The sequence below is a fragment of the Streptomyces sp. NPDC005070 genome (assembly GCF_053600395.1).
The window spans coordinates 91,289-114,331 of record NZ_JBSFZS010000004.1 but is presented as its reverse complement, the minus strand read 5'-3'; the positions used below and the strand labels follow the sequence as shown (position 1 = coordinate 114,331).

At 71.1% G+C, this 23,043-nt stretch carries 22 protein-coding genes; 6 read left to right on the top strand and 16 right to left on the bottom strand.

Annotated features, from left to right (window positions below; genetic code table 11):
* Positions 1-6: 6 nt before the first annotated feature.
* Positions 7-822, bottom strand: a complete 816-nt coding sequence (gene hypB / locus ACWEBX_RS02800) for a hydrogenase nickel incorporation protein HypB (RefSeq protein ID WP_451883099.1) — start codon at positions 820-822, stop codon at positions 7-9.
* The gene (locus ACWEBX_RS02795) at positions 806-1,297 is read right to left on the bottom strand and encodes a hydrogenase maturation nickel metallochaperone HypA/HybF (protein WP_451883098.1); all 492 of its coding nucleotides are present in this window, start codon (positions 1,295-1,297) and stop codon (positions 806-808) included. The genes hypB and ACWEBX_RS02795 overlap by 17 nt, the downstream gene beginning before the upstream one ends.
* 88 nt (positions 1,298-1,385) lie before the next feature.
* Between ACWEBX_RS02795 and ACWEBX_RS02790 the strand changes: the two genes are divergently transcribed.
* Positions 1,386-1,841 (top strand): helix-turn-helix transcriptional regulator, encoded by a 456-nt coding sequence (locus ACWEBX_RS02790; protein ID WP_451883097.1) that lies wholly within the window; start codon positions 1,386-1,388, stop codon positions 1,839-1,841.
* Here ACWEBX_RS02790 and ACWEBX_RS02785 read toward each other — a convergent pair.
* From ACWEBX_RS02785 to ACWEBX_RS02750, 8 genes are all read right to left on the bottom strand, one after another.
* Positions 1,817-1,921: a DUF6893 family small protein gene (locus ACWEBX_RS02785; RefSeq protein ID WP_386981260.1), complete on the bottom strand. Its 105-nt coding sequence runs from the start codon at positions 1,919-1,921 to the stop codon at positions 1,817-1,819. The two genes, ACWEBX_RS02790 and ACWEBX_RS02785, sit on opposite strands and share 25 nt — an antisense overlap.
* 17 nt (positions 1,922-1,938) lie before the next feature.
* The gene (locus ACWEBX_RS02780) at positions 1,939-2,499 is read right to left on the bottom strand and encodes a hydrogenase maturation protease (RefSeq protein ID WP_451883096.1); all 561 of its coding nucleotides are present in this window, start codon (positions 2,497-2,499) and stop codon (positions 1,939-1,941) included.
* The gene (locus ACWEBX_RS02775) at positions 2,496-3,935 is read right to left on the bottom strand and encodes a hypothetical protein (protein ID WP_451883095.1); all 1,440 of its coding nucleotides are present in this window, start codon (positions 3,933-3,935) and stop codon (positions 2,496-2,498) included. The genes ACWEBX_RS02780 and ACWEBX_RS02775 overlap by 4 nt, the downstream gene beginning before the upstream one ends.
* A gap of 1 nt (position 3,936) precedes the next feature.
* Positions 3,937-4,578: a DUF6084 family protein gene (locus ACWEBX_RS02770; RefSeq protein ID WP_451883094.1), complete on the bottom strand. Its 642-nt coding sequence runs from the start codon at positions 4,576-4,578 to the stop codon at positions 3,937-3,939.
* A complete protein-coding gene (locus tag ACWEBX_RS02765) occupies positions 4,575-5,276 on the bottom strand; it encodes a DUF5947 family protein (protein ID WP_451883093.1) in 702 nt (233 codons plus the stop codon). The genes ACWEBX_RS02770 and ACWEBX_RS02765 overlap by 4 nt, the downstream gene beginning before the upstream one ends.
* Entirely contained in the window at positions 5,273-6,184 is a 912-nt protein-coding gene (locus tag ACWEBX_RS02760; RefSeq protein WP_451883092.1) for a NifU family protein, read from the bottom strand. Before ACWEBX_RS02760 ends, ACWEBX_RS02765 begins: the two co-directional genes overlap by 4 nt.
* Positions 6,185-6,257: 73 nt before the next feature.
* Entirely contained in the window at positions 6,258-8,039 is a 1,782-nt protein-coding gene (locus ACWEBX_RS02755; protein ID WP_451883091.1) for a nickel-dependent hydrogenase large subunit, read from the bottom strand.
* Between the two features lie 50 nt (positions 8,040-8,089).
* Positions 8,090-9,172 carry an NADH-quinone oxidoreductase subunit B family protein gene (locus ACWEBX_RS02750; RefSeq protein ID WP_451883090.1) on the bottom strand — a complete coding sequence of 361 codons (1,083 nt, stop codon included), beginning with the start codon at positions 9,170-9,172 and terminating at the stop codon, positions 8,090-8,092.
* Positions 9,173-9,567: 395 nt separating this feature from the next.
* On the opposite strand from ACWEBX_RS02750, the gene ACWEBX_RS02745 reads away from it, so the two are divergent.
* Positions 9,568-11,274, top strand: a complete 1,707-nt coding sequence (locus ACWEBX_RS02745) for a subtype B tannase (RefSeq protein WP_451883089.1) — start codon at positions 9,568-9,570, stop codon at positions 11,272-11,274.
* Between the two features lie 140 nt (positions 11,275-11,414).
* On the opposite strand, the gene ACWEBX_RS02740 is transcribed toward ACWEBX_RS02745, so the two are convergent.
* Both ACWEBX_RS02740 and ACWEBX_RS02735 read right to left on the bottom strand, forming a co-directional pair.
* Positions 11,415-13,361, bottom strand: a complete 1,947-nt coding sequence (locus tag ACWEBX_RS02740) for an SMI1/KNR4 family protein (protein WP_451883088.1) — start codon at positions 13,359-13,361, stop codon at positions 11,415-11,417.
* A gap of 729 nt (positions 13,362-14,090) precedes the next feature.
* Positions 14,091-14,420, bottom strand: a complete 330-nt coding sequence (locus ACWEBX_RS02735) for a hypothetical protein (RefSeq protein ID WP_451883087.1) — start codon at positions 14,418-14,420, stop codon at positions 14,091-14,093.
* Here ACWEBX_RS02735 and ACWEBX_RS02730 point away from each other — a divergent pair.
* Positions 14,419-15,105 carry a glycoside hydrolase family 16 protein gene (locus ACWEBX_RS02730; RefSeq protein WP_451883086.1) on the top strand — a complete coding sequence of 229 codons (687 nt, stop codon included), beginning with the start codon at positions 14,419-14,421 and terminating at the stop codon, positions 15,103-15,105. The two genes, ACWEBX_RS02735 and ACWEBX_RS02730, sit on opposite strands and share 2 nt — an antisense overlap.
* A gap of 72 nt (positions 15,106-15,177) precedes the next feature.
* Here ACWEBX_RS02730 and ACWEBX_RS02725 read toward each other — a convergent pair whose 3' ends face one another.
* The gene (locus ACWEBX_RS02725) at positions 15,178-16,446 is read right to left on the bottom strand and encodes a carboxylate--amine ligase (protein ID WP_451883085.1); all 1,269 of its coding nucleotides are present in this window, start codon (positions 16,444-16,446) and stop codon (positions 15,178-15,180) included.
* A gap of 139 nt (positions 16,447-16,585) precedes the next feature.
* On the opposite strand from ACWEBX_RS02725, the gene ACWEBX_RS02720 reads away from it, so the two are divergent.
* The 3 genes from ACWEBX_RS02720 to ACWEBX_RS02710 are packed head-to-tail and all read left to right on the top strand — an operon-like array spanning position 16,586 to position 19,780.
* Entirely contained in the window at positions 16,586-17,641 is a 1,056-nt protein-coding gene (locus tag ACWEBX_RS02720; RefSeq protein WP_451883084.1) for a phosphotransferase family protein, read from the top strand.
* Between the two features lie 37 nt (positions 17,642-17,678).
* A complete protein-coding gene (locus ACWEBX_RS02715) occupies positions 17,679-18,953 on the top strand; it encodes an NAD(P)-binding domain-containing protein (RefSeq protein ID WP_451883083.1) in 1,275 nt (424 codons plus the stop codon).
* A complete protein-coding gene (locus tag ACWEBX_RS02710; protein WP_451883082.1) occupies positions 18,950-19,780 on the top strand; it encodes a glycoside hydrolase family 16 protein in 831 nt (276 codons plus the stop codon). The genes ACWEBX_RS02715 and ACWEBX_RS02710 overlap by 4 nt, the downstream gene beginning before the upstream one ends.
* 56 nt (positions 19,781-19,836) lie before the next feature.
* Here ACWEBX_RS02710 and ACWEBX_RS02705 read toward each other — a convergent pair whose 3' ends face one another.
* Genes ACWEBX_RS02705 through ACWEBX_RS02695 form a run of 3 tightly spaced genes read right to left on the bottom strand, consistent with a single transcriptional unit; the run spans position 19,837 to position 23,035 of the window.
* Positions 19,837-20,664 carry a polysaccharide deacetylase family protein gene (locus ACWEBX_RS02705; RefSeq protein ID WP_451883081.1) on the bottom strand — a complete coding sequence of 276 codons (828 nt, stop codon included), beginning with the start codon at positions 20,662-20,664 and terminating at the stop codon, positions 19,837-19,839.
* A 29-nt stretch (positions 20,665-20,693) separates the two neighbouring features.
* A complete protein-coding gene (locus ACWEBX_RS02700) occupies positions 20,694-21,701 on the bottom strand; it encodes a glycosyltransferase family 2 protein (RefSeq protein ID WP_451883080.1) in 1,008 nt (335 codons plus the stop codon).
* Positions 21,698-23,035, bottom strand: coding sequence for a lipopolysaccharide biosynthesis protein (locus tag ACWEBX_RS02695; protein WP_451883079.1), 1,338 nt, complete (start codon positions 23,033-23,035; stop codon positions 21,698-21,700). The genes ACWEBX_RS02700 and ACWEBX_RS02695 overlap by 4 nt, the downstream gene beginning before the upstream one ends.
* Positions 23,036-23,043: the final 8 nt, after the last annotated feature.

Genomic DNA, 23,043 nt, shown 5'->3' with positions numbered 1-23,043 from the left:
CCCGCTTCACCGCGCCTGCCCGTCCACGGCTGCGTGCCCGCCGGAGTGTTCGTGGCTGTGCTCGTGCTCGTGCTCGTGACCGTGTTCGTGCTTGTGGCCGTTCCCGTTCTCGTGGCTGTGCAGGTACCGCTCGTGCTGCGGCGCCAGGACCGGTACGTGCGCCTCCTCGCCGGCAGCGCAGCGCAGGACGTGCGCCAGCAGGGCGTCGACCCCCTGGCCGGTGCGCGCCGAGGTCTCCAGGACCGGCACCCCGGGATTGACCTGCCGGACACCTCGCAGGAACGCCTCCCGGTCGAAGCCGACGGCGTCCCCGATGTCGGTCTTCGTGATCACGACCAGGTGCGCGAGCCCGAAGGCCGTCGGGTACTTGACCGGCTTGTCCTCGCCCTCGGTCACCGACGCGAGCGCGATGCGCAGGGTCTCCCCGAGGTCGTAGGAGGCGGGGCAGACGAGATTGCCGACGTTCTCGACGAACAGCAGCCGGGTGCCCTCCGGCAGCCAGCCCTCGAGCCGCCGCTGGAGCATGCCCGCCTCCAGATGGCACAGCCCGTCCGTGAGGATCTGTTGCACCGGCGCCCCGGAGCGGGCCAGCCGTGTCGCGTCGTTCTCGGTCGCCAGGTCGGCGGTGACGGCGGCCGCCGGGGTACCGCCCGCCACGGCGCGCGCGAGCAGCAGTTCGAGCAGGGCCGTCTTGCCGCTGCCGGGACTGGACAGCAGGTTCACCGCCACCGTCCCGCGGTCACCCAGATAGCCCCGCAGGGCCAGCGCGTTCTCGTCGTTCTTGGCGAGCACGGCCTGATGCAGGTCAACGGTGCGGCACATGGCTCGCCTCCTCGTCGCGTACCGGCGGCCCGGACGGCGCGGGCCGTGGCCCGTCGTCCGTGCCCTTCCCGTCCGGGCCCGTCGCGCCCTTCCCGTGCGGAGCGGCGTCCGCGGGCCCGTTCATGTCCGGTGGCCCGTCGGCCAGCGTCACCCGGACGATCTCCAGTTCCCGGCCGCCGAGCAGGGTCAGCGGCGCCCCGCACCCGGCGCACCACAGCACCGGTGGCATCCCGGTCGGCGCCTCGCGGCCGCAGCCCTCGCAGCGGCCCCGGGCATCGACAGTCTCGATCAGCAGGTGCGCCCCCGCCAGCGCGGTGCCCTCCGTCGCGAGCCCGAACGAGAACTCCAGTGCCTCGGGCACCACCCCCGCCAGCTCGCCGATCCGCAGGGTCAGCGACGCGACCGCGCGGCCCTGTTCCCGCACGGCCTCCTCGACCTGTTCGACGACCGCCACGGCGATCGACAGCTCATGCACGGCCCTCACCTCCCGCCGCCGGCGCGCCGCGCGGCGCCGCCGCGCCCGGATGTGAGGCCCGCGCATGGCTGGTTACCCTGAGAACACGATGACCGGGCATGAGGTCGAGAGACGCGCTCTGCTCACCCCGGTGCTGCTCCTGTTGCTGGCCGAACGCCAAGGTCATGGCTATGAACTGGTGCAGCGCCTGGGCGCTTTCGGCTGCGGCGACGCGGACCAGGCGCATGTGTACCGGCTGCTTCGGGGCATGGAGAGCAGCGGTGAGGTCACCTCGCACTGGCGCGCCTCGGAGAGCGGCCCCGCACGCCGGGTCTACGCGATCACCCAGCAGGGTGCCATGAACCTCGCCCTGTGGTTCGTACGCCTGGGTGAACTCCACGGCACCCTGCATCTCTTCCTGGAGCGCTATGTGCAGCTCGAGGACGTCGGTGGCCGCGCGGGGCGCGACGGCGGCAGTCCGCGCGCCGGAGCGCGTCCGCCGGATCACGCACGTCCGCCGGATCACACGCATCCACCGGATCACATGCGCCGGATGCGCAAGTAGCGGCGGATGTCCGACAGGTTCCTCGCGACTCCGTAGGCCACTACGAGGCCCGCGGCCAGGCCAACCCATTGCCATTCCATCCTTGCCTCCATCGTGGTCAGCCCCTCCGGGATTCGGAGGGAACGCGGCGTACGAGGTCGAGCACCAGGTCGGCGGCGGCGTCCACGGCACCGGCCACCGGGGGAGTCAGGCCCATGCCCTCGCCGGTGTCGAGGGGTTCGCAGCCGATGACGTACACCTTCTCCGGGAGGGTGCCGCCCGCGCCGGCGTGCAGATCGTGCAGCAGGGCCAGCACGGTCGCGGGGTCCATGGCGTGCGTGTCGAGCGGGCCGGGTCCGGTCCGCGCCGCGGGGGGTTCGGGGCCGACGTCGATCGTGTACAGCGTGCCCGGCGGACCGTCGCGGCTGACGAGGTCCACCAGGACGAGCGTCCGGTAGCCCTCCAGCAGCCGGTAGGCGAGGTGCACCCCGCGGATGCCGGCGTCCATCAGCTCGACGCCGGGCGGCGGTCCGGGCACGCGGGCGGCGAGCCGTCGTACGGTCTCCACCCCGAACCCGTCGTCCTGGAGGAACACGTTGCCGACTCCGGCGACGAGAGTCCGGCCGGGCCCGTGCCCTTCGGCGGGACCGGACGGACCGGTGTGAGCGGGTCCGGTCATGTCGCCTCCTCCTCCCGCTCCTTCAGGGGTGCCACCTCGTCGGGCTTGAAGTAGAGGAAGCGGCCCTGGGCGCGGCGTACGTCGGTGCCCGGGTCGTCGTCCACGACGACGGCGAGATGCGTCTCGCCGTCGAGGTCGCCGACCACGGCCTCGACGGTGGCGTGCCGGCCGTGCAGGAAGGAGTCCTGGGCGTCGGAGCGCCGGGCGCCCGGGGTGAGCCTGACCCTGCTCCCGGCTCGTACCGTCTCGCCGTCGACGACGACGGAGTCGGGCACCTCGGCCGCCTCGGCGTCCTGCGCGGGGTCCCACCAGGGGTGCCCGGGGCCCTGAGGGAGACTCGGCCCGGTGTCGGGGGCGGCGGGCGGCGGTTCGCCCGCGGTGTCGTCGCCGGTGATCTCGCGCAGCCCCCGGATCGCCCCGTGGAGCCGTTCGCGGACCGCGCCCGGCATGGCGTCGACCAGGTCGATGACGTCGGCGGCGCGGGCGTCCGTGCCGCGGGCCTCGCGCTTCTCCCGGTCGGTGAGCGCGGCCGTGCGCAGCGAGAGGATCTCGTCGATCTCGGTGGCGTCGTAGAGGGGCCCCGGGCTCTCCTCGGCGACGGCGGGATGATCCTCCAGGATGATCGGCGAGGACAGCATGACGTCGTCCGCGCCGGGCGGGCCCGCGAGCACGGGCCAGGTGCGGTCGTTCCGGCAGCTCGCGGCGGCCGGGCGGGCCCACTCCGGCGGGTCCGTCAGCGACAGGAACCGTCCGCCGGGAACGCCGAACAGCAGATGGGTGCCGATCAGGCTGTGGGCGAGCGCGGTCTCGCGGTCGGTGCCGGCCTGCTCCGGGACGGTGGTGGTGTTGTGCACGCTCACCGTGAGCCGCAGCACCCGGTACGGTCCTGGCAACTCCTCGACGCGCGGCCGCAGTTCGCCGGTCAGCCGCTTTCTGTGCCGCACGAGACGGCCCAGCGTCCGCCCCTCGGCGTCGGTCACCGGCTCGTACTCGACGGCGTCGGGCAGATCGAACCGTACGGCGTGGACGGTCGCCTGATCACCCGTCAGCTCGTCGAGCGACTCATGGATCAGGACGCGTTCCTCGTGTCCCTCGTCCCAGGGAACCAGCACCCGGTCGGGCAGGTCGAGTTCGGGAACCTCCGTGTATCCGCCGTCGGCGTCGAGCCGTTCGACCGTGCGCCGCCTCACGTGCAGGAAGCGCAGTTCGGCGTGGAGCCGGTCGCCCTTGCGGGGCTCCAGCAGACACTCGGTGCGCTGGACGGAGTGTTCGCCGGTCGTGGCGGTCCAGGCGGGCGGCACCAGGACGCCGAACTGCCAGCGCAGTTGGTTCTTCGCGGCCGAGGCGCGGTAGGGGTAGAGGACGTATCCCTCGAACAGGACGGCGTCCGCCACCGCGCGGGCCCGCTCGAAGCGGTCCTCCAGCGGATTGCTCATCTCAGTCGGCCCCCTTCGCGTCGGCGGTGGCGAGGAGTTCGTCGAAGACCCGCTCCCAGGAGGGCAGGGCGCGCGCGGACCGGTAGCGGCGCAGCGCGTCGAGGACGTCCAGCCGGACGCGCAGCCAGCCCGAGTTGGGGAAGTACTGCTCGATCATGTTCCGCCACACGTCCACCGGCATCCGGTACGACGTCTCCTTGTGCCAGGGCACGGGCTCGGCCCGGAAGCCGTCGCGGCCGGTGAACACCGTGCCGGAGAACAGCAGGAGCAGCGGGACCTCGCCGCGGGTCAGCGCCCGGAAGTACGACGCGGACGCGACCTCGGTGTCGTAGGTGCAGGGCACCGGGAGATCGACCTCCGTCGTGCCGGTGAACCCCGGGACCGTGATGGAGGTGTGGGCGAACTGGAGCGGCTTGAGCGTGCTGTTCCAGCGGCTCGGCTCGCCGAACAGGTCGCCCAGCATGCCGACCTCCTCCGGCTCGTACGACCGCCCGGCGGGCTCGATGCGGATCTGGCAGCGCAGCGCGAGGGCGTGCACCGGCTGGTGGTCCGCCTCCTCGATGCGCAGCCCGAACAGCAGCGTCGGCCCGGCTCCGTACGGTTCGGGGCGCACACCGGTGCAGGTGAACTGGAGATCGGTCACGGGGCGCCCCCGGCGGTCTCCCCGTTCCCGGCGCTCTTCACGTCACCGGCGGGATGCATGTTCGCGGAGTTCTCCACGTTCCCGGCGTTCGCCAGAGGCCGGGCGGCCGCGGTGATCCGTTCCAGGAACTCCGCGATGTCCGCGCGTGCCTCGGCACCGCCGTCGAAGCCCTTCCAGTGCAGCCGCATCCGTCCGACCAGTTCGTAGCAGACGTCGACCGGGACGAGTGTGCAGGTCACCGCCCCGGTCCGGCCGCGGTGCAGCAGCAGCGCCTCCACATCGGGTTCCAGCAGCTCCGCCAGCCTGCTGCGGCCGAGCACCGCGTCCCAGGTCGCCGGGTCGAGTTCGCTCTCGGTGGCGCCCGCCGGGCTCGGATAGAAGGCGGCGAGCCGGCCGAGCTCGGAGTTGCGGAAGAAGAAGGCGAGCGCGACGGGGATCTGCAGCCGGTTCCAGCCGGCCTCGTCCAGGACGAACCCGGGATCGGTGAGATACCGGTCCGGGACCGCCCGGAAACGGCCCTGTCCCGCGCCCGGCCGGGTGAACAGCAGATGGCAGGGCGGGCAGGAGCACTTCAGGGAACGCCGGGAGGTGTCGACGAGATGCCGGTGCTCGGCCGGCAGCGGCTCCCCGCACAGGTCGCAGCGCTCGCCCTCGGGCGGCGGCCGCCGGGTGAACTGCCTGAGGACGTCCGCGGTCATGGCCCGGCCCCCAGCAGCTCGCCGGGCAGTGCCACCCGCACCGACCCGTCCTCCTCCAGCAGCGGTACGGGATCCAGATGGCCCTGGTCACCCCGGCCCGCCCGGCGGACGTCGAACGCGGCGCCGCAGCCCGCGCAGACCAGCAGTTCGCCGTCCAGGACGGCGGCGGCGAGGCCCGCCGCGCACAGGGGACAGCGGTCGCGGTAGGCGTACAACTGGCCCGGCAGTCGGATCAGCAGCAGGGTGCGGCCCGCGACCTCGGTGACCCCGGTGGCGCCGTCGCCCGCCGGCAGCGAGCGTGGGCCGAGTTCGTACCAGCGCGCCGCCTCGCCCGGTTCCCCGGACGGCGCCGCCTCGCCCGGGGCGTCGTCCGGGCGGTGCGGCAGGATCTGGAGGAGCGCCGGCTCCGGACTCCCGTCGGCCATGCCCTCGACCTCGATGTGCGCGATCTCGGGGGCGATCCGGGCGACCGCCTCCTCGATGGTCCAGCGCACGGTCTGGGTGGAGGACGGACAGCCGTCGCAACTGCCGCGCAACGTGAGCCGCAGCGTCGGACCACCGGCCGTCTCCAGGTCGAGCCCGGCCACCTCCACGTCACCCGCGTGCGAACCGAGGTAGGGGCGGACCTTGTCGAGGGCCCGGCCCACCCGGGTCGCGGTGTCCTCGGGGTGCAGATCGTGCAGGATCAGCAGATCACTGACGAGTTCGTCGGCGGTGAGGACGGCGAGGGGGTCCGCGCCGTCCGGGGCGGAGCGCAGCAGGCGTACGGTCCGGGCCAGGCCCTCGCCGTAGAACTCCATGAGGCAGCGCACCAGTTCGTCCGCGATGTCGCGCGCCTCCGGTCCCGCCCGCTGCGCCAGCTCGTCGAGCAGCGCGCCTATCCGCTCGCCCGTCTCCTGTCCGGCCATCGGCTAGCCCCTCTCCTGAGGAAGGTCGATCGCGAGGAAGGTCGGATCGCGATGAACGTCGGATGCCGGAACGTCAGCCGGCCAGTCCGCTCAGCCCCGTCGGCATATGCGTCTGCTCCACGGTCCGCCCGCCGCCGACGTACATGTGCACACCGCACGGCAGACACGGGTCGAAGCTGCGGACGGCCCGCATGATGTCGATGCCCTTGAAGTTCTCGGGCGGGTTCTCCTCGAAGATGGGCGTGTTCTGTACGGCGTCCTCGTACGGGCCCGGTGTGCCGTAGGAGTCGCGCACACTGCCGTTCCACGGGGTCGGCGGGTACGGGTGGTAGTTGGCGATCTTGCCCTCCCTGATCACCATGTGGTGGGAGAGCACACCCCGTACCGCCTCGGTGAAGCCGCAGCCGATCGACTCGTCCGGCACGTCGAACTTCTCCCAGGTCTGGGTGCGTCCGGCCCGTACCTCCTCCATCGCCTGCTCGGCGAAGTGGAGGGCGGCAGCGGCGGCGTACGCCTGGAAGTAGGTGCGGGCCCGGTTGCGTTCGAGGGCGTTGCTCCACTGCGGGATCTTCCACTCCAGCGCCATCTCGGGCTTGGTCATCGTGCGCGGCAGGTTGATCTGCACGCTGTGCCCGGTGGCCTTGATGTAGCCGATGTCGACGAGCCCGGACAGCGCCGTGGACCACAGCCGGGCGATCGGGCCGCCACCGGTGTCCAGGGCCAGATGGTCGGTGCCGTCGAACCAGCGCGGCGACATGACCCAGCTGTACTTGTCGTCGAAGTCCCGCTTCTGCGGGGCGGGGATGGTGTGCTGGTTCCACGGGTGGCGTTCGTCGACGGGGTTGCCGAGCGGGTCGCGTTCGACGAACTTCTCCATGCCCGACCAGTCCTCGTAGTACGAGCTGCCGAGCAGGATGCGGATGCCGAGGTTGATGTCGACGAGGCTGTTGGTGACGAGCTTGCCGTCCACGACGACGCCCGGGGTGACGAACATCCGCCGGCCCCAGTTCTCCATGTTGGCGTACTGGAAGTCGCAGTACTCCGGGTCGTTCAGGGCGCCCCAGCAGCCCAGCAGCACCCGGCGCCTGCCCACCTCCTCGTAGCCGGGCAGGGCCTCGTAGAAGAAGTCGAAGAGGTCGTCGTGGAGCGGGACGACCCGCTTCATGAACTCCACGTAGCGGGTCAGCCGGGTCAGGTAGTCGGTGAAGAGCTGGATCGTCGCGACCGTGCCGACTCCGCCCGGATAGAGCGTGGAGGGGTGCACATGGCGGCCCTCCATCAGGCAGAACATCTCCCGGGTGTAGCGGCTGACCTGGAGCGCCTCACGGTAGAACTCGCCCTCCAGCGGGTTCAGCGAGCGCATGATGTCGGCGATGGTGCGGTAGCCGTGGTCGGCCGCGTGCGGGGCCTCGGTGCGCTCGGCCTGTTCGAGCACGCCGGGATTGGTCTCGCGGACCATCCGCTCGCAGTAGTCCACGCCGACCAGGTTCTCCTGGAAGATGTTGTGGTCGAACATGTACTCCGCGGCCTCACCGAGGTTGATGATCCACTCGCCGAGGTGCGGGGGAGCCACGCCGTACGCCATGTTCTGGGCGTAGACCGAGCAGGTGGCGTGGTTGTCGCCGCAGATGCCGCAGATCCTGCTGGTGATGAAGTGCGCGTCGCGCGGGTCCTTGCCGCGCATGAACACGCTGTACCCGCGGAAGACGGACGAGGTGCTGTAGCACTCCGCGACCCGCTTCGCCTTGAAGTCGATCTTGGTGTGGATGCCGAGACTGCCGACGATGCGGGTGATCGGGTCCCACGACATCTCCGTGAGGCCGTCACCGGCCGGCTTGTTCGTCGCCGTCGCCATGGTGCCGCGCCACCTTCCTGTCGAGTGTCCTGCTCAGCGGGTAACCGTGGTCACCACGGGGCCTTGTAGCCGGTCGTGAGCTCCTCGCCCTTGCCGCGCCACTTCGGTTCCTTGTCGACGGTCTTCGCGGTGATGTTCCGCAGACGTCGTATGACGGATCCGTAGATGCCGCTCGCCGTCGCGGACACGTGGCCGCCCGGCGGCTCGTCCATGAACGGCATGAACTTGTCGGGGAAGCCCGGCATGGTGCAGGCGATGCAGATCCCGCCGACGTTCGGGCAGCCGCCCACGCCGTTGATCCAGCCGCGCTTGGGCACGTTGCACTTGACCACCGGGCCCCAGCAGCCGAGTTTGACCAGGCACTCAGGGGATCCGTACTCGTTCGCGAACTGTCCCTGCTCGTAGTAGCCGGCGCGGTCGCAGCCCTCGTGGACCGTGGCCCCGAACAGCCAGGTCGGCCGCAGCTCCTCGTCCAGCGGGATCATGGGCGCCGCGCCCGCCGCCTGGTACAGCAGATAGAGCAGGGTCTCGGAGGCGTTGTCCGGGTGCACGGGGCAGCCCGGGATGCAGACGATCGGAATGCCCGCCTTGGACTTCCACTCCCAGCCGAGGTAGTCCGGCACCCCCATCGCGCCGGTCGGGTTGCCGGCCATCGCGTGGATACCGCCGTACGTCGCGCAGGTGCCGATGGCGACCACGGCGAGCGCCTTGGGGGTGAGCCGGTCCAGCCACTCACTGGTCGTGATCGGCTGACCCGTCTCCGGGTCGTCCCCGAAGCCGCACCAGTAGCCCTCCGGCTTGACCCGCTCGTTGGGAATGGACCCCTCGACGACCAGCACGAAGGGCTCCAGCTCGCCCCGGTCGGCCTTGAAGAACCATTCGACGAAATTGTCCGCGCCCTGCACGGGCCCGCACTCGAAGTCGATCAGCGGCCAGTGCACCGCCACCTTGGGCAGTCCCGGCAGGGCGCCGAGCGCCAGTTCCTCGATGCTCGGCTGGGTCGCGGCGGTCAGGGAGACCGAGTCCCCGTCGCAGCTCAGCCCCGCGTTGATCCAGAGAATGTGGACGGTCGGGTCCTCCTGCGCGTCGTCCTGCGCGGCCGGGCCCGCCGTCGTCGCGGTCGGGGCGTCCATGAGCCCTCCTGGGATCAGCTCATTCAGGTCATAGCTGGCCAAACGGCCTTCCCCATGGTTACCGCCGGGGAGTGTCGGCGGTAAGTGCGAACGGGCCCTATCGCCGCCCCGCACCCGTGTCCATGGCGGCGGCGGGCGGCGTGGCGGCCACCGGACGGCGCGAAATGTTCGCAAAATTGCTGGGTATTTTGTTAACAATCTTGTAGCGTGCGTGACGCCTTGGGCCCGAGGTGTCAGTGCATCACTCGATACGCAACAAGACCCGATACGCAACAAGAGGAGACCCCATGCAGTCGCCGCAGTCGCTCTCGGAATCCTCCGGTCGAGCAGCCTCCACCCGTCCGGCGGGTGGAGGGGAAGGACGCGCCCCCGGCCGCGGGCGTCGTGTGCGGGGCATGGCGATAGCGGGCTCACTCGCCCTGACGGCGTTCGCGGTGCCCTCGTCCGCGGTCGCGTCCCAGGGGCACACCGCGTCGCACGCGCATACCGTGGACCCGGAGGACGCCGCTCTGGCCTTCGACGCCGGCGCCTACACGACACTCACCGTCACCGTCGACGGGCAGGCCGTCAAGGTGCGCTCCTACAAGGAACTCTGCTACGTCGCCGACCCTGTTGCCGCGGCCGCCCAGCAGTCCGGCATCAACGGTTCCACCACCATCGGCAACACGCGCTGCGGCTACGAGAGCATGAACGTCTTCGTGCCCGAGAGCGCCTTCGACGACCAGCGCGCGCCCGTCTACTTCGCGGTGAACAACGCGGGCTGGATGGCCAGTTACATCAAGGCGAGCGTCACCGACGGCGCTTCCTACAACAGCGCGACGAGCAACGTCGGCGCGGCGCTGAAGGCCGGGTACGTCTTCGTGGACGTCGCCAACCGCAGCCGCGGCCTGGCCGGCGCCGACGGATCCTCGCCGGGCAAGGCCCCCGCCGCGGCGGTCGACGCCAAGGCCGCGGTGCGCTACCTCCGTCTCAACGACGCCGCCATGCCCGGCAGCGCCGAGCGGATCGTCGTCAACGGCACCAGCGGCGGCGGCGCGCTGTCCTCGATCCTGGGCGCCTCGGGCAACAGCGCCGCGTACGACTCCTACCTCGCCGCGATCGGCGCGGCGGGCATCGACTCCAAGGGCCGCAGCACCCTGCGCGACGACGTCTTCGCGGTCAACGCGTACTGCCCGATCACCGACCTCGGCAACGCGGACACGGCCTACGAGTGGCTCTACAACGTCCTCGGCACCCGCGACGCGACCGGTTCGAACGCCACGCCCGAGGACGCCGCCGAGATCGCGGCCGGGTTCCCCGCGTACGAGAAGAGCCTCAAGCTCCGCAATCCGGACGGATCGAGGCTCACCGCCGACGACATGCTGGACACGATCAAGAAGGAGGTGATCCGCTCCGCGGAGACCTATATGAAGGCCGACCCGGCCAACACCGTTCCGGCGCTCGGAGCCACCTTCGACATCACCTCCGGCGGGCCCGGCGGGACCACCACCAAGTCGTACGTCAACCACTGGATCGACGTCGACAACGCGGCGGACAAGGTGCTGTCGGTCGACATGGCGAAGTACCTGAAATTCGTCGCCACCCAGGCCACGTTGAAGACGACACCCGCCTTCGACGCCGTGGGCGTGCACGGGAACACCACCAGCCGGACGGAGACCAACCTCTTCGGCCCGTACACCCAGACGTACATGAACTACACCGAGTGGAGCTGGAACCACAACGACGTCGCCGGCGACGGCAGCGGCACCGACGACACCGGGCTGACCTGGGACCAGTACACCCGCAAGCGGAGCACGACCCTCGACGACCAGATCCACCTGATCGACCCCATGGACTTCGTCGGCACGAGCGCCGACACCGCGCCGAACTGGTACGTCCGCAACGGCACCCGCGACCGGGACACGTCCTTCATCATCTCGGTCAACCTGGACCGGGCGCTTGAGGCGGACAAGCAGGTCAAGAACGTCGACTACCGGCTCGCCTGGAACCAGCCGCACGCCGGCAACTACGACGTGCCCGAGGCCATGGCCTGGATCGCCGAGGTGGTCGGCAAGGCCGGCGACCCGCTCGCCACTCCTCACCACGGCCCCGCCTCGCGCTAGCCGCACGGGCCGATCCGACCGTGAGCCGCGGGGTCCCGTCCTGAGGGCGGGCCCGCCCCAACGGGAGGGCCCCGGCCGGCGGGAGGGCCCCCGGCCGGCGGGGGCCCCGCGCCGGCCGGAGCCGTCGGCCCGGACGCCCGCTACTCGGTCCCCGGTCCGTCGTCTCCCGCCGTTTCGCCGTCCGCCGGGAGGGGGGCTCCCCCCTTCATCTGGATCACCATGTACGCCTCCCCGTCCCCGGGCGGCCGGGTCCACGAACGGGTGGTGAACGAGTGCAGCCGCCCGCCCCGGATCGCGTGACGCGGCAGATGGACGCCGAACTCCGCGGCCACCGCTTCCAGCAGCCGACGTTCCGCCTCGGTGCTGCCCTCCGATCCGCCGAAGAACCGGTCGGGGTCCAGCGTCTCCGGTATCTCCCCGCTCCGCCGGACCTCCCCCTCCGCGTACGTGAACGCGTACTGATCGGTGCCGTCCCGCGCTACCGAGAGGTGGAAGAACGGTTCCCTGTGCCGCGCCCCGAGGCCGCTCCACACCACCACCGCGTGGGTGGCCGCGCCGACGCGCGCCGCGGGGGAGACGAACCGCTGCCGGTTGAAGGGGGCCGGGTCGCCGTCGTACGCGAAGCTCCAGCCGTTGCCGGCCCGGCCGACCGCCACGAGGGCCTCGTCGTCGTAGGAGGAGAACTCCCGCTTGCCGCGCAGTGATCTGCTCCGTGCCTCCCGGAGGGTCGTGGGTTCGTCGAGCCCGGGGCCGCCGTCCGCGAGACGTCCGGGCAACTCCCTCGGTTCCACACCCTCCACCAGGACGAAGCGGTAGGACCCGCGATTGTCGCCCCGCTCCGGCTCCGCGAGCCACGCCAGGCCGCCCGGGTCGAGATCGGGCGTCGGATCCGGGACCTCACCGGCCTGCCCGCCCCTCGGCGTGGACAGCAGCTCGCGGCCCCGCTCCGGGGTCAGCAGCGGCCCGAGCACGGGGTCGGCCACCCACCCCAGTGGTGCCAGATGATCGGGTCCCAACGGCTCCCACAGGGGCACGGCGTCCCGCAGTGTGCGCCATGCCCCGTCGGTGTCTCCCCACCGCGCCGTCTCCCGCGCGCGCTCGACAGCCTCCCCGAACGGACCGCCCGGTGCGTACCGGTAGGTGCCGCCCCTGACCTGATCCAGCGTCGCGTAGGCCAGCGTCACCAGGTCGTCATCGGCGCCCCGCAGATGGAATTTCAGCGTCGAGTCGTCCCCGTGCGAATTCGCCGCGTGCTCGGCGACCAGCGGCGGCAGCAGGTCGGACGCGTACCGAGGGTCCGTCACCAGGTCCTCGTAGTAGACCATGTAGGTCTTGCCGAGCAGACGCCGAATCTGGTCCCCCAGACCGGCGGCCCGGGGCCTGCCGTAACTCCTGGCATCGTCCAGCGCCGCCACGGCCCGCTCCCAGCCGCCGCCCAACGTCTCCCGCCGCGCCTCCGCCACCCGGGCGTCCTGCTCCCGTGTCGTGTCGTTGGCGAACGCCGGCTCCCCGTCGCGCCGGTGCGCCCGCAGGCTGTGGAACTCCCGGTGCATGTCCCGCATGAACTCGAGGAAGTTCGCGTGCCGTTCGGGGGATTCGGCGCGCCAGCTCGCCCATGTGTACACGGCCCACTCGCCGTCCTCGTCCACGTCCTCGGGATCCATGAGGACGTAGGTGGCGTCGGACTCCACGTCGAGCTGCAGTCCGCGCCGCCAGATGTCCACTTCTCGGCGCTCTTCGGGCCCGGCGTCCTCGTCCAGATACTCCTCGAACGACTCCCCGAGTCCCGACGCGTCGTTGTGCCAGTCGGCGTCCCGGGTCCCGGCCAGCAGCCAGACGAACCCGCCCGCGTGCCGCCAGCCGTCGGTGACCTTCAGGAACTCCCGGTACGACGGGGGCATGCGCCGACCCAGGCGCGCCTCCATGGCCGTGATCCGTTCCTCGGAAGCGGGCGGGAACCCCAGCCAGCGCGCCTGCCGGGCGCTCGCGTCCTCTTCCCGCGTCTCGTCCTCGGGCAGGGAATCCACCCACTCCCCGCTCCAGGAGAGCAGGAAGGGCCGCCAGGCGAATGTCGTGGTCTCGGTCATGAATCCGATGCTGTCACCCGCCACTGACAGTGGCCCTGTGCACGCCGTCGGTGATGCGGCCGGCGGTGAAGCGAGCCATGGTGCCCGGCAGCCGCCGACTGAGGCCGACGGCATGCGATTTGGCGCTTATGGCCGAATTGCCCCCTGAGGTGTCGGACATCACTGGGCTGGGCTCGACCCGGCCAACTCGACTGCGAGACATGAATTTCCCATGAGGAATGGAGTGCCCCGCCGTCGGTCAGGTACTTGCGGATCGAGTTCGGCTCCCGCAGAGTCCAGGACCGTTCAGTCCGCCATTGCCCACCGGTTTCCCGTGGCACTCCCGTGTCGCATGGGGGCGAAAGGTCACGCGTACATGCCAATGAATCGCACAACTGATATGCGTAAGCACCGTCGTCCTCGCGCCATGCGCACAAAATTGGGTGCGCTCGCGGTCGCCACTGCCGCGGTCGCCGGAGGCGTCCTTACGCAAACGGATCAGGCGCAGGCGTCCACTCCCGGCGTCGTGGTCGATTCCCTTTCCGTTTCGGCGGCCTCGAACGGACAGTCCAAAGCCACCGCCGCGGTCCACAGCGCCAAAACGATCAAACTGCAGTCGCTGACCGTCGCCGTACGGTCCGCCGACGGTGGCAAGTACGACTTTCCCGGAGCCGCCGCGGCCACTCTGGGAACCCGGCCCACCGCGTACACTTCGGGCTCCCGCGCATTTCCGGCTGGCACCTACACGTATTACGTGGCGTACAAGTTCCACGACCGGTGGCACAGCGTCTCTCCGGTGAAATCCTTCACCGCCGGCACCACGACGGGTACCGGTCCCTCCGCGACTCCGACCGCGACGCCGACGTCCTCCGCGACACCGACGCCGACGTCCTCCGCGACACCGACGCCGACGTCCTCCGCGACTCCGACCGCGACTCCGACGTCCACGCCCTCGTCGGCCCCGGCGTCCACGCCGGCTTCGACGCCCGCGACCACGCCCGCCTCGACTCCGGCGTCGACGCCCGCCTCGACGCCGACGCCCAGCACGACATCCTCGGCGCCGTCCACGGGCGCCGCCATGCCTGTCGGTATCGGCGGCACCTGGCACCAGGTGTTCAGCGACGAATTCAACGGCACCGCTCTCGACGCTTCCAAGTGGAACGCGAACTGGTTCGGTTGTTCCGGGTGTGTCACCAAGCCGCCGAACTCCGCTGAAGCGTCCGCCTATTCCCCGTCACAGGTCACCGTCGGCGACGGATCCCTCCATCTCAACCTCATCCAGAAGCCGACCACCGTGGACGGCAAGACGTATCCGTACGTTTCCGGGATCGTGACCAGCAACAAGAAGGCCGAGTTCACCTACGGCGCTTTCGAGGCCCGTATCTACGCGCCCTCGTCCGGGTCGCAGATGGCCAACTGGCCCTCGTTCTGGGCGGACGGGCAGAACTGGCCGACGGACGGCGAGCTGGACGTCCTGGAAGGCCTGGGCGGCTCCGCCTGTTATCACTTCCATTCCACGGCGGGTGGTCCCGGAGGCTGCGCTTCCGGCAATTACTCCGGTGGCTGGCACACGTTCGGCGCCGAATGGAAGCAGGGCTCCGTCACGTACTACTACGACGGAAAGCAGGTCGGTCAGATCACCTCCGGGATCACGTCCGCCCCGATGTATCTGATCCTCAACAACGCCATCAACCCCAGTCACAGCGGAACCAACGTGGCTCCCGCCGACATGAAGGTCGACTACGTGAGGGTCTGGCAGCACTGATCCGAGGTCCGGCTCCGCTGATGTGAGGTCCGGCAGCACCGACCCCACCGTCGCGCCCGGGCACCGACCGCTTCACGCGGCCGGTGCCCGGGCGCGACGTACGTCCGGTCCATGGCACCTCGCCAGGCCGGAACGCCCCGGCCGCAGCAGACGCCAGGCCGCCAGCGCCGTGAACCGGACCGTCTCGGCCGCGGCCGGCAGGGGATCGTCCCGGCAGAGCCAGGCCCGCTCGGAGGGCCGCTCGTTCAGGAGGTCGGGCGGCAGCCGGCGCTCATGGCGCAGCCACGCCGCGACCGACGCGAAGTCCAACTGGCCGGCGACGAAGACCCGCCCCTCGACCTGGGCGCCGTCCGGCACGGTCCGGCCGGTCAGGTCCAGATGCATGGCGCGGACGACATCCACTCCGTGGACGTTCTCGAACAGGCGGAACTGGGCACCGGTGCGCGGGTTGAAGTCGACGAGCTTGTACTGCCCGTCGCGACGGTCGTAACGCCAGTCGAGGTCCGCGAGTCCGCTGTACCCGATGCGGCGGCACAGCCGCTCCGCCAGTCCGGCCAGTTCGGAGTTGCGCAACGCCACCGCGCGGGCCGTCATGCCCGCGTACGGAGGCCAGGAGCGCAGTTTCAAGCCGGTGAACAGGGCGCGCGGCACACCGCCCGCTGCGGAGTAGACATGGGTGATCCAGTCCTCCGCCTGCTGTCTGGGGATGTACTCCTGCACGAGGACGGGCGGCGGCGCGGCCCCCGGGAAGCGGTCGAGGAGCGCCCGCTCGTGGGGCACCACGATGGTGGTGCCGCTGACGGCCGGAGTGCGGAGCCTGCTGAACGGCGCCAGGTTCTTGAGCACCAGCGGATAGCCGAGCTCGCGGCCCGCGTCGACCAGTTCGTCACGGCTCGTCGGCGCCCGTGACCGCGGCGAGGGGACGCCGACCTCCGTACAGATCCGGTGCAGGCTCGCCTTGCAGGCCAGCAGCCGCGGCAGATGGGCCGGCACGTGCGGAATCAGGAAGCACTCCTCCAACAGGTCCGCGTACTCCGCGAGCACGATCGCCGCCTCGTCGTCGGTCGGCACCGCCACACACCGGGCGCCGATCCTGCGGCCGATGGACAGCAGGCCCTCCGCGAGCCGCTCCGGTTCCTCGCGGCCGGTCGTCGGCCATACGAACCTGCTCGTGAGGTGGCGCGAGAGAGCGACCGGGGTGAAGCGGTCCTCGACGACGGCGTGGACCGGGACGCCCAGCCGCCCGACCGTGCGCACCACGCCCAGACTGCCGTGGTGCAGCGGATAGTTGCCGATCCGGGCGAGGAGTACGGGCACTTCGTCGTCCAGCAAGAAGACCACCCGCCCCTCTCCGGGAAGCTTCTCCCGAAAGGAACTAACATGGATGAAGCTTGTAGATCCACTTATGCGTGACATATCGCCGTAATCATTATCCCCGGCAACCGCGGGTCGTGCCGCTGACGGCCCGGCGAGGTCTGGTATGAAGACGCCCGCCACGATGTCCTCGCTCTCCGGTTTGCTGCCCCTCTACTTTCCGCGGGCGCTGGCCGGCCTCGACGACCGCCTCCGGGCCCACTGGCTCGTACGCGGCGCCGGCGCCAGGGACATCACCGTCGTCCGGCGGCCATCACTGCCCGAGGCGGGCCTGCTGATGTTCGAGCTGCGGCGCGGCGCGGGAAGCCTGGTCGTCAAACACCCCAGGAACGAGGCGGGGGCCGCTGTCACGGCGCGGGAGCGGGAAGTCCTCCAGGAGCTCGACGCCGACAGCCGGCTCGCTCCCTGGCGTTCCCTCCTGCCGCGGGTCGTCGGATCGCCCGGCCCCCAGGGGACCTTTGCCCAGAACACGCTCCCGGGCGTCCCGGCGGAGCGGTTGATCATGGAAACGCCCGACGACGCCCAGGCGATCGTGGCTCCCGCCCTGCGCCTTCTGGCGGATCTGCGGGCCGCCACGGGGCGACGCCGTGCGGCGGCCGACCGGATGCCTGCCTGGTGCGAGTCGCAGCTCACGGCGCTCTCGGCGGGGCTGCCCCGCTACCGGTCCGGCAGGCGGGCCGCCGCATTCGAGGCCCTGCGCCACCGGCTGGACGCGGCTCTGGCCGGTGCCGTGCTGACCGAGGGCTGGACCCATGGCGACTACCACCCCGGCAACGTGCTGCTCGGTCGCGTCCCCCTCCGGGTCACCGGTGTCTTCGACTGGAGCAGTGGCCGCGTCGACGGGCCCTGCGAGATCGACGCCTACGCCTTCGTGGTGGCCCTGCGCAGTACGCTCACCGGGCGCCCGCTGGGCGGCCTGGTCGCCGAGACGCTGCGCGCCGGCCGGGTGCTTGACGCCGACCGCGCCCTGCTCGCGCTGGCCGGCCTCGACCCGGACCACGACGTCGCCGACCCGGTGGCGATTCCCCTTCTGAGCTGGCTGTGGCACGTGGCGAACAATGTGCGCAAATCGCCGAGGTTCGGTCATAGCTACGGGTGGCTCACCCACACGGTGGCACCCGTGCTCGACGAATGCGCCCGCTGGGCCGGTGCGCGGCCGTGACGGCGTCGGCGCCGCGCGAGAGCGAAGGGGGACGGCCATGCCCATGAACACCGACTTCGGCGCCCGGCACGAGGCCGCCGGCGGGGGCACTCCTGATGCCCTGCGCCGGCCGCCCACGGTCGTCATCGGAGCAGGCCCCTACGGGCTCGCCACGGCCGCCTGGCTGAGCGCGTCAGGGACACCACGGAGGGTGTTCGGCGAGCCCATGGAGTCCTGGCACACCAACATGCCCATGGGCATGTATCTGAAGTCGGTCCCCGCCGCCTCCTCCATCTCCGCGCCGGAGTCCGGATACCGCCTGGAGGACTTCCGGACCGCGCGGGGACGGGGACCCGTGGGCGACCGGTACCCCATCCCGGTCGAGGAGATGATCGCGTACGGGCGGTGGTTCCAGGAGCGCCGCGTCCCGGAACTGGAGCGCCGGAGCGTCCGTGGCGTCGAGCATGTGGACGGGCTGTTCGGCGTCACCCTGGACTCCGGGGAGGAGTTCCTCGCCGAGAACGTGGTGATGGCCACCGGGCAGGTCCCCTTCGCCCACGAGCCCGCGGAACTGGCGGACCTCCCCGGGGAACTGGTCTCCCACACCAGTCGGCACCGTGATCTCTCCCGGTTCTCGGGGCAGCGGGTCGCCGTCCTCGGAGCGGGGCAGTCGGCGCTGGAGAGCGCCGCGCTGCTGCACGAGGCCGGGGCCCTTCCCACCGTGATCGTCCGCGCGCAGTCCGTCGCGTTCGGCAGCCCGCCCGACACCGACCGGCCGTCCGAACGGCCGCGTCCGGTACGGCTGCTGAAGCCCGGTTCGCCGCTCGGACCGGGCTGGTCGCTGCTGGCGTGCTGCCACGGCGGCGGCGCCATCCGCCATCTGCCGCCGGGGCTGCGGATGCGGCTCCTGCACGAGGTGCTCGGACCGTCCGGGGGCTGGTGGCTGCGGCCCCGCATGGACGACATCCCCGTGCTGTGCGGCCGTACGGTCCGCTCCTCGGGGGTCGAGGACGGCATGGTGCGCCTCGATGTCGTGGACGCCGACGCGCAGACGAGGGTGCTGCGGGCCGGTCATCTGCTGCTGGCGACGGGATACCGGGTGGACGTCGACCGGCTCCGACTGCTGGCACCCCGACTCCGCCGGGAGATATGGACGGTCCACGGCGCACCGAAGCTGTCCTCCGGGTTCGAGTCCTCCGTGCCCGGCCTGTTCTTCACCGGACTGGCCGCCGCTCCCACCTTCGGCCCCGTGCTGAGGTTCGTCGCGGGCACCGGATTCGCCGCGCGCAGGGTGGCCCGCTCCGTCGCGGCCGGGACACGTACCCGCCGATGAGAGGGCGAGGCGTGGTGCTCGGCGCGCTCATGCTCCTGCTGGTGGCATGCGGCGCCGGCGGGCCCGCGCCCGGGGCCACTTCCGAGACGGCGACGCCCCGGCCCCCGGCACAGGGGGACTGGCGACTGGTCTTCCACGACGACTTCGACGGCTCGCGTCTGGACCAGGACCGCTGGGCCACGTGCTACGACTGGAACGACCACGGCTGCACCATCAGCACCAACCACGAACTGGAGTGGTACCAGCCCGGTCAGGTCACCGTGGGCGGTGGGAAACTGAGCCTCGACGCCCAGCGCCGGTCGATCCGCGGCAGCGACGGGAAGGTCTACCCCTGGGTGTCCGGCATGATCTCCACCGGCCGGGACAACTGGTACGCCCAGCCGCGGAAGACCTTCACCTACGGCTACTTCGAGGCGGCGGTCCGCATCCCGCCACAGGGCGGGATGGCACCGGAGTTCTGGATGATGCCCGCGAGCCGCTACACCCCGCCCGAGATCGACATCATGGAGTTCCTCGGAACGCCGCGCACGCTGTCGATGTTCGTGCACTGGCGGAACGCCGAGGGCGAGGAGAGGAAACAGAGGGGGACCTTCACCTCGGACGGCTTTCCCGACGGCTATCACGTCTTCGGGCTGCGCTGGGAGAAGGACAGACTCGTCTGGTACGTGGACGGGATCGAACGGTTCCGGGTGAGCGACCCCGAGCGCATTCCCCACGAGCCCATGGAGGTCATCCTCAACCTGGCCGTCGGCCTCCCCTACACCCCGCCCCCGGGCACCGACTCGGCGCGGATGCTCGTGGACTGGGTCCGGGTCTGGCAGCGTTGACGCGCCGTCAGTGATCCGTTCCGTCCGGGGCGTCCTGCCGCGGGCCGGTGAGTCTGTCAGGCGGGGATCGCCCGGTACGGCAGGCCGACCGCCGCTCTCGCCCGGCGGTACGCTCGCCAGCCCCTGGTCCGCAGCTCCTCGGCGAACGGCGCCACAGGGGCTCCCGCACCGCTCGTCCAGAGCGCGAAGAGGTCGCGGCCGGTGTCGGCCCGGACCATGAGCCGGGCGAACCGCAGGGGGTCGTCCCGCTCCGAACTGAAGGCCGAGGCCGCCCGGATGGCGGCGGCCGACGTCCAGCCGGCCTCGCGTACCAGCGCGCGCACGGTGCGGCTGGAATAGCCGTGCGGGTAGGCGAAGGAGTCGACAGGGTGCCCGAGTTCGTCCTCGATCCGCCGCTTGCAGCCGGCCACCTCCTCCCGCACCCAGGTCCGGGGCAGCGTGTCCAGTTGCGGATGCGTCTCGGTGTGTCCGCCGATCTCGACCCCGGCCGTGTCCAGCTCCCTCACCTGGGCCCAGGTCAGCGTCGCCGCGGACGGGAACGGCACGCTGTCGGAGGGCCGCAGGGCGCCCGTGGTCACGTACAGGGTCGAGGGAAGTCCCCGTGCGGCGAGCAGGGGAGCCACCGTGGAGGCGAAGTCCGCGTAGCCGTCGTCGAAGGTCAGCACCGCCGACCGTGATGGCACCGGAGGGCCGCCCAGCAGAGCCACGACCAGCCGTCGCAGGGGGATCACGCGCAGTCCGCTGTCGGCGATCATGTCCAGGTGCTCCATGAACGTGCCGGGACTCACCGTGAACTGCGCCAGCCACCGCGGTGAGTCGTCCGAGACCGCGTGATACAGGAAGACGGGTACGACGCTCATGACCGTCGTCGGTTGCGTGCTCATGCCCTGGGCCGTCCTCGTCGGTTCCGTGCTCATGACCGGGCCGTCGTCGTCGGCTCCGCCGCTTCTCGGGGACGGCGGGAGGAGTCCCGGGAGCCCAGCGGACGGATCGATCCGACGAGGTAGCCGGTGACGGTCGCGCCGACACCCCCGGACAGCGCCGCGATCGTGCGCAGCGCGCCGGGGCGGCGGATCCGGGTGAGGTTGCGCGCGAGGGCACGCGGGACGACCGACCGCACGTACACGCGTTCGCTGGACAGCGCCGGTCCGCTGCCGCAGCGCCGTGCCACCAGCGCCTTGGACAGTCCCTCGATGTAGCAGCGGTTGCGGAAGTACGCCCAGCTCGTACGGGACTCGGGGACCCGGTGTCGTATCTCGGCCCGCGGCTCGTACAGCAGGACGGCCTCCGGGTCGCGGGCGGCGATCCGCAGACACAGGTCCGTTTCGTCGCAACTCGCCGCGGGACGGCTGCCCACGCGTCCGAGGGCGTCGAGAAAGCCGCCGACGGCGATCAGTTCGCTCCGGCGGAAGGACATGTTGGCGCCGATGAAGTTGCGTACGTGGGCCGCCTTCAGGGGCTGTCCCCGGTAGGAGCAGCCCACGACCCAGTCGAACTCCGGCGGGAACCACGTGGGGCGCTCGGTGGCCCACCACGGCCGGACGAAACCGCCGACACCCCTCACCCGGGGGTCGCCGTAGGGCGCCAGCAGACGGCCGGTCCATCCCGGTTCCGCGGTGGCGTCGTCGTCGAGGAAGGCCACCACGTCCGCATGGGAGACCGCCACTCCGGTGTTGCGGCCCCCGGACAGACCGCGGCGCCGCCGGTTCGGCACCACGCGGACCCCGGACAGCTCCCGCTCGGCGCGCTCCAGGAGGTTCGGGTTGTGGTCGACCACCAGCACGACCTCGTCGGCGGGAGGGTCCTGGGCCAGCACCGACGCGATCGCGGCCCGCAGGTCCTCCCAGCGGTCGAGGGTGTAGGCGCAGATGACGACCGCCAGGGTGGGGGCGGTGCGTTCGGCGGAGAGCGCGCTGTTCATGACGATCCTTCGGTGACGGGGACGAGCCAGCGGGACCGGGACACGACCAGGAAGCCGGCGATCAGGCATTGGGTGACGAGCCAGGCGACCCCCGCGCCCACGAGGCCGGCCACCGGCAGCAGCAGATGGGTGAGCCCGAGCACCAGGACGCACATCGCCACCTGGAGCCACACCGCCCAGCGCAGCCGTCGCTGCGCCCGGGCCACGTCGATGGCCACGCTCAGCAGCAGGTTGGGCAGCGCGGACAAGGCCAGCAGCCGCAGCAGCGTGCTCCCTTCGGCGGCGTACGAGGCACCGAAGATCGACAGGATCTGCGGAGCCGCGACGACCAGGACGACGGTGACGGCGCCCAGCAGCAGTCCCGAGTGGCGCAGGACGCGCAGGGAGTGCTCCACGAGCCGTTCGGGTCCGCGGACGGACTCCGCGAGCAGCGACGTGCCCATGTTGCGGGCGATCAGGTAGGGAACGTAGGCGACGCCCCAGGCGACCGAGTAGAAGGCGCTCTCCTCGGCACCGCAGTTGTTCAGGACGATCAGCGGGACCAGGGTGTACCCGGCGGTCCGGAACAGGGAGCCGACATAGTCGGCCGCGGCGTACCCGAGCATGCGGGGTGGTGGCGGCGCGGCCTTCGTCTCCCGCTCGTGCCGGGGGATGCCCCGGCCCATCAGGACGAAGTTGGCGACGACCAGCGACACCAGGAGAGCGCCCGCCCACGACAGCAATATCCCGGAGAAGAAGCCCAGGGCCGCGCCGAGGGCGAGCAGCAGTATCTTCACGACGGCGAAGATCAGGTTCTCGCCCACGACCCAGCCCGGCATACGGACCGCGGTGAGCGCGCCGTCCTGCAGGACGAAGACGGCGTATCCGGCGGTCGCCACCACGAAGCAGGTCGCGGTGACCGGTGTCAGCAGGAAGCCGAGCCTCGGTTCGACCACGGGCACCATCGCGAGGAATATCAGGGCCACCACCACGCTGAAGGACGTGCTCGCCGCGTAGCAGGTGAGGACCAGACGGCGGGTGCGGCGGCCGGCGGTCGGCACGAACCGCACCAGGAAGTCGTTCAGGTTGAGCTGCCCGATGCCCGTGAGCAGCAGGGACGCCATGAGTGCCGAGTAGCTCAGGCCCACGGTCCGCTCGTCGTACCAGTGTGTCGCGAGAGTCCAGAAGAAGAAGCCGAGGCCGGCGTTGACGAGGGAACTCACCGCGAGGACGTGTCCGGTGCGGAGTACGGGCTCGCCCGGGAGCACCGCGGCGACACCGGCGCGCAGCATGACCAGGGGGCGTCGCCGCAGGGCGCCTTTTGCGGCGGAGTCGGTCACCGGAGTGGTGTCCAAGCCGCTCA

Excerpts from the sequence above, each read along its gene's own strand:
- ACWEBX_RS02750 (WP_451883090.1), bottom strand. The coding sequence starts at position 9,172 with ATGGACGCCCCGACCGCGACGACGGCGGGCCCGGCCGCGCAGGACGAC.
- hypB (WP_451883099.1), bottom strand. The coding sequence starts at position 822 with ATGTGCCGCACCGTTGACCTGCATCAGGCCGTGCTCGCCAAGAACGAC.
- ACWEBX_RS02755 (WP_451883091.1), bottom strand. The coding sequence starts at position 8,039 with ATGGCGACGGCGACGAACAAGCCGGCCGGTGACGGCCTCACGGAGATG.
- ACWEBX_RS02740 (WP_451883088.1), bottom strand. The coding sequence starts at position 13,361 with ATGACCGAGACCACGACATTCGCCTGGCGGCCCTTCCTGCTCTCCTGG.
- ACWEBX_RS02720 (WP_451883084.1), top strand. The coding sequence starts at position 16,586 with ATGAAGACGCCCGCCACGATGTCCTCGCTCTCCGGTTTGCTGCCCCTC.
- ACWEBX_RS02715 (WP_451883083.1), top strand. The coding sequence starts at position 17,679 with ATGCCCATGAACACCGACTTCGGCGCCCGGCACGAGGCCGCCGGCGGG.
- ACWEBX_RS02775 (WP_451883095.1), bottom strand. The coding sequence starts at position 3,935 with ATGAGCAATCCGCTGGAGGACCGCTTCGAGCGGGCCCGCGCGGTGGCG.
- ACWEBX_RS02735 (WP_451883087.1), bottom strand. The coding sequence starts at position 14,420 with ATGGCGGCGCCCGTGGACGGCGCCGAGGATGTCGTGCTGGGCGTCGGC.
- ACWEBX_RS02765 (WP_451883093.1), bottom strand. The coding sequence starts at position 5,276 with ATGACCGCGGACGTCCTCAGGCAGTTCACCCGGCGGCCGCCGCCCGAG.
- ACWEBX_RS02745 (WP_451883089.1), top strand. The coding sequence starts at position 9,568 with ATGGCGATAGCGGGCTCACTCGCCCTGACGGCGTTCGCGGTGCCCTCG.
- ACWEBX_RS02705 (WP_451883081.1), bottom strand. The coding sequence starts at position 20,664 with ATGAGCACGCAACCGACGACGGTCATGAGCGTCGTACCCGTCTTCCTG.
- ACWEBX_RS02785 (WP_386981260.1), bottom strand. The coding sequence starts at position 1,921 with ATGGAATGGCAATGGGTTGGCCTGGCCGCGGGCCTCGTAGTGGCCTAC.
- ACWEBX_RS02790 (WP_451883097.1), top strand. The coding sequence starts at position 1,386 with ATGACCGGGCATGAGGTCGAGAGACGCGCTCTGCTCACCCCGGTGCTG.
- ACWEBX_RS02780 (WP_451883096.1), bottom strand. The coding sequence starts at position 2,499 with ATGACCGGACCCGCTCACACCGGTCCGTCCGGTCCCGCCGAAGGGCAC.
- ACWEBX_RS02760 (WP_451883092.1), bottom strand. The coding sequence starts at position 6,184 with ATGGCCGGACAGGAGACGGGCGAGCGGATAGGCGCGCTGCTCGACGAG.
- ACWEBX_RS02700 (WP_451883080.1), bottom strand. The coding sequence starts at position 21,701 with ATGAACAGCGCGCTCTCCGCCGAACGCACCGCCCCCACCCTGGCGGTC.
- ACWEBX_RS02710 (WP_451883082.1), top strand. The coding sequence starts at position 18,950 with ATGAGAGGGCGAGGCGTGGTGCTCGGCGCGCTCATGCTCCTGCTGGTG.
- ACWEBX_RS02730 (WP_451883086.1), top strand. The coding sequence starts at position 14,419 with ATGCCTGTCGGTATCGGCGGCACCTGGCACCAGGTGTTCAGCGACGAA.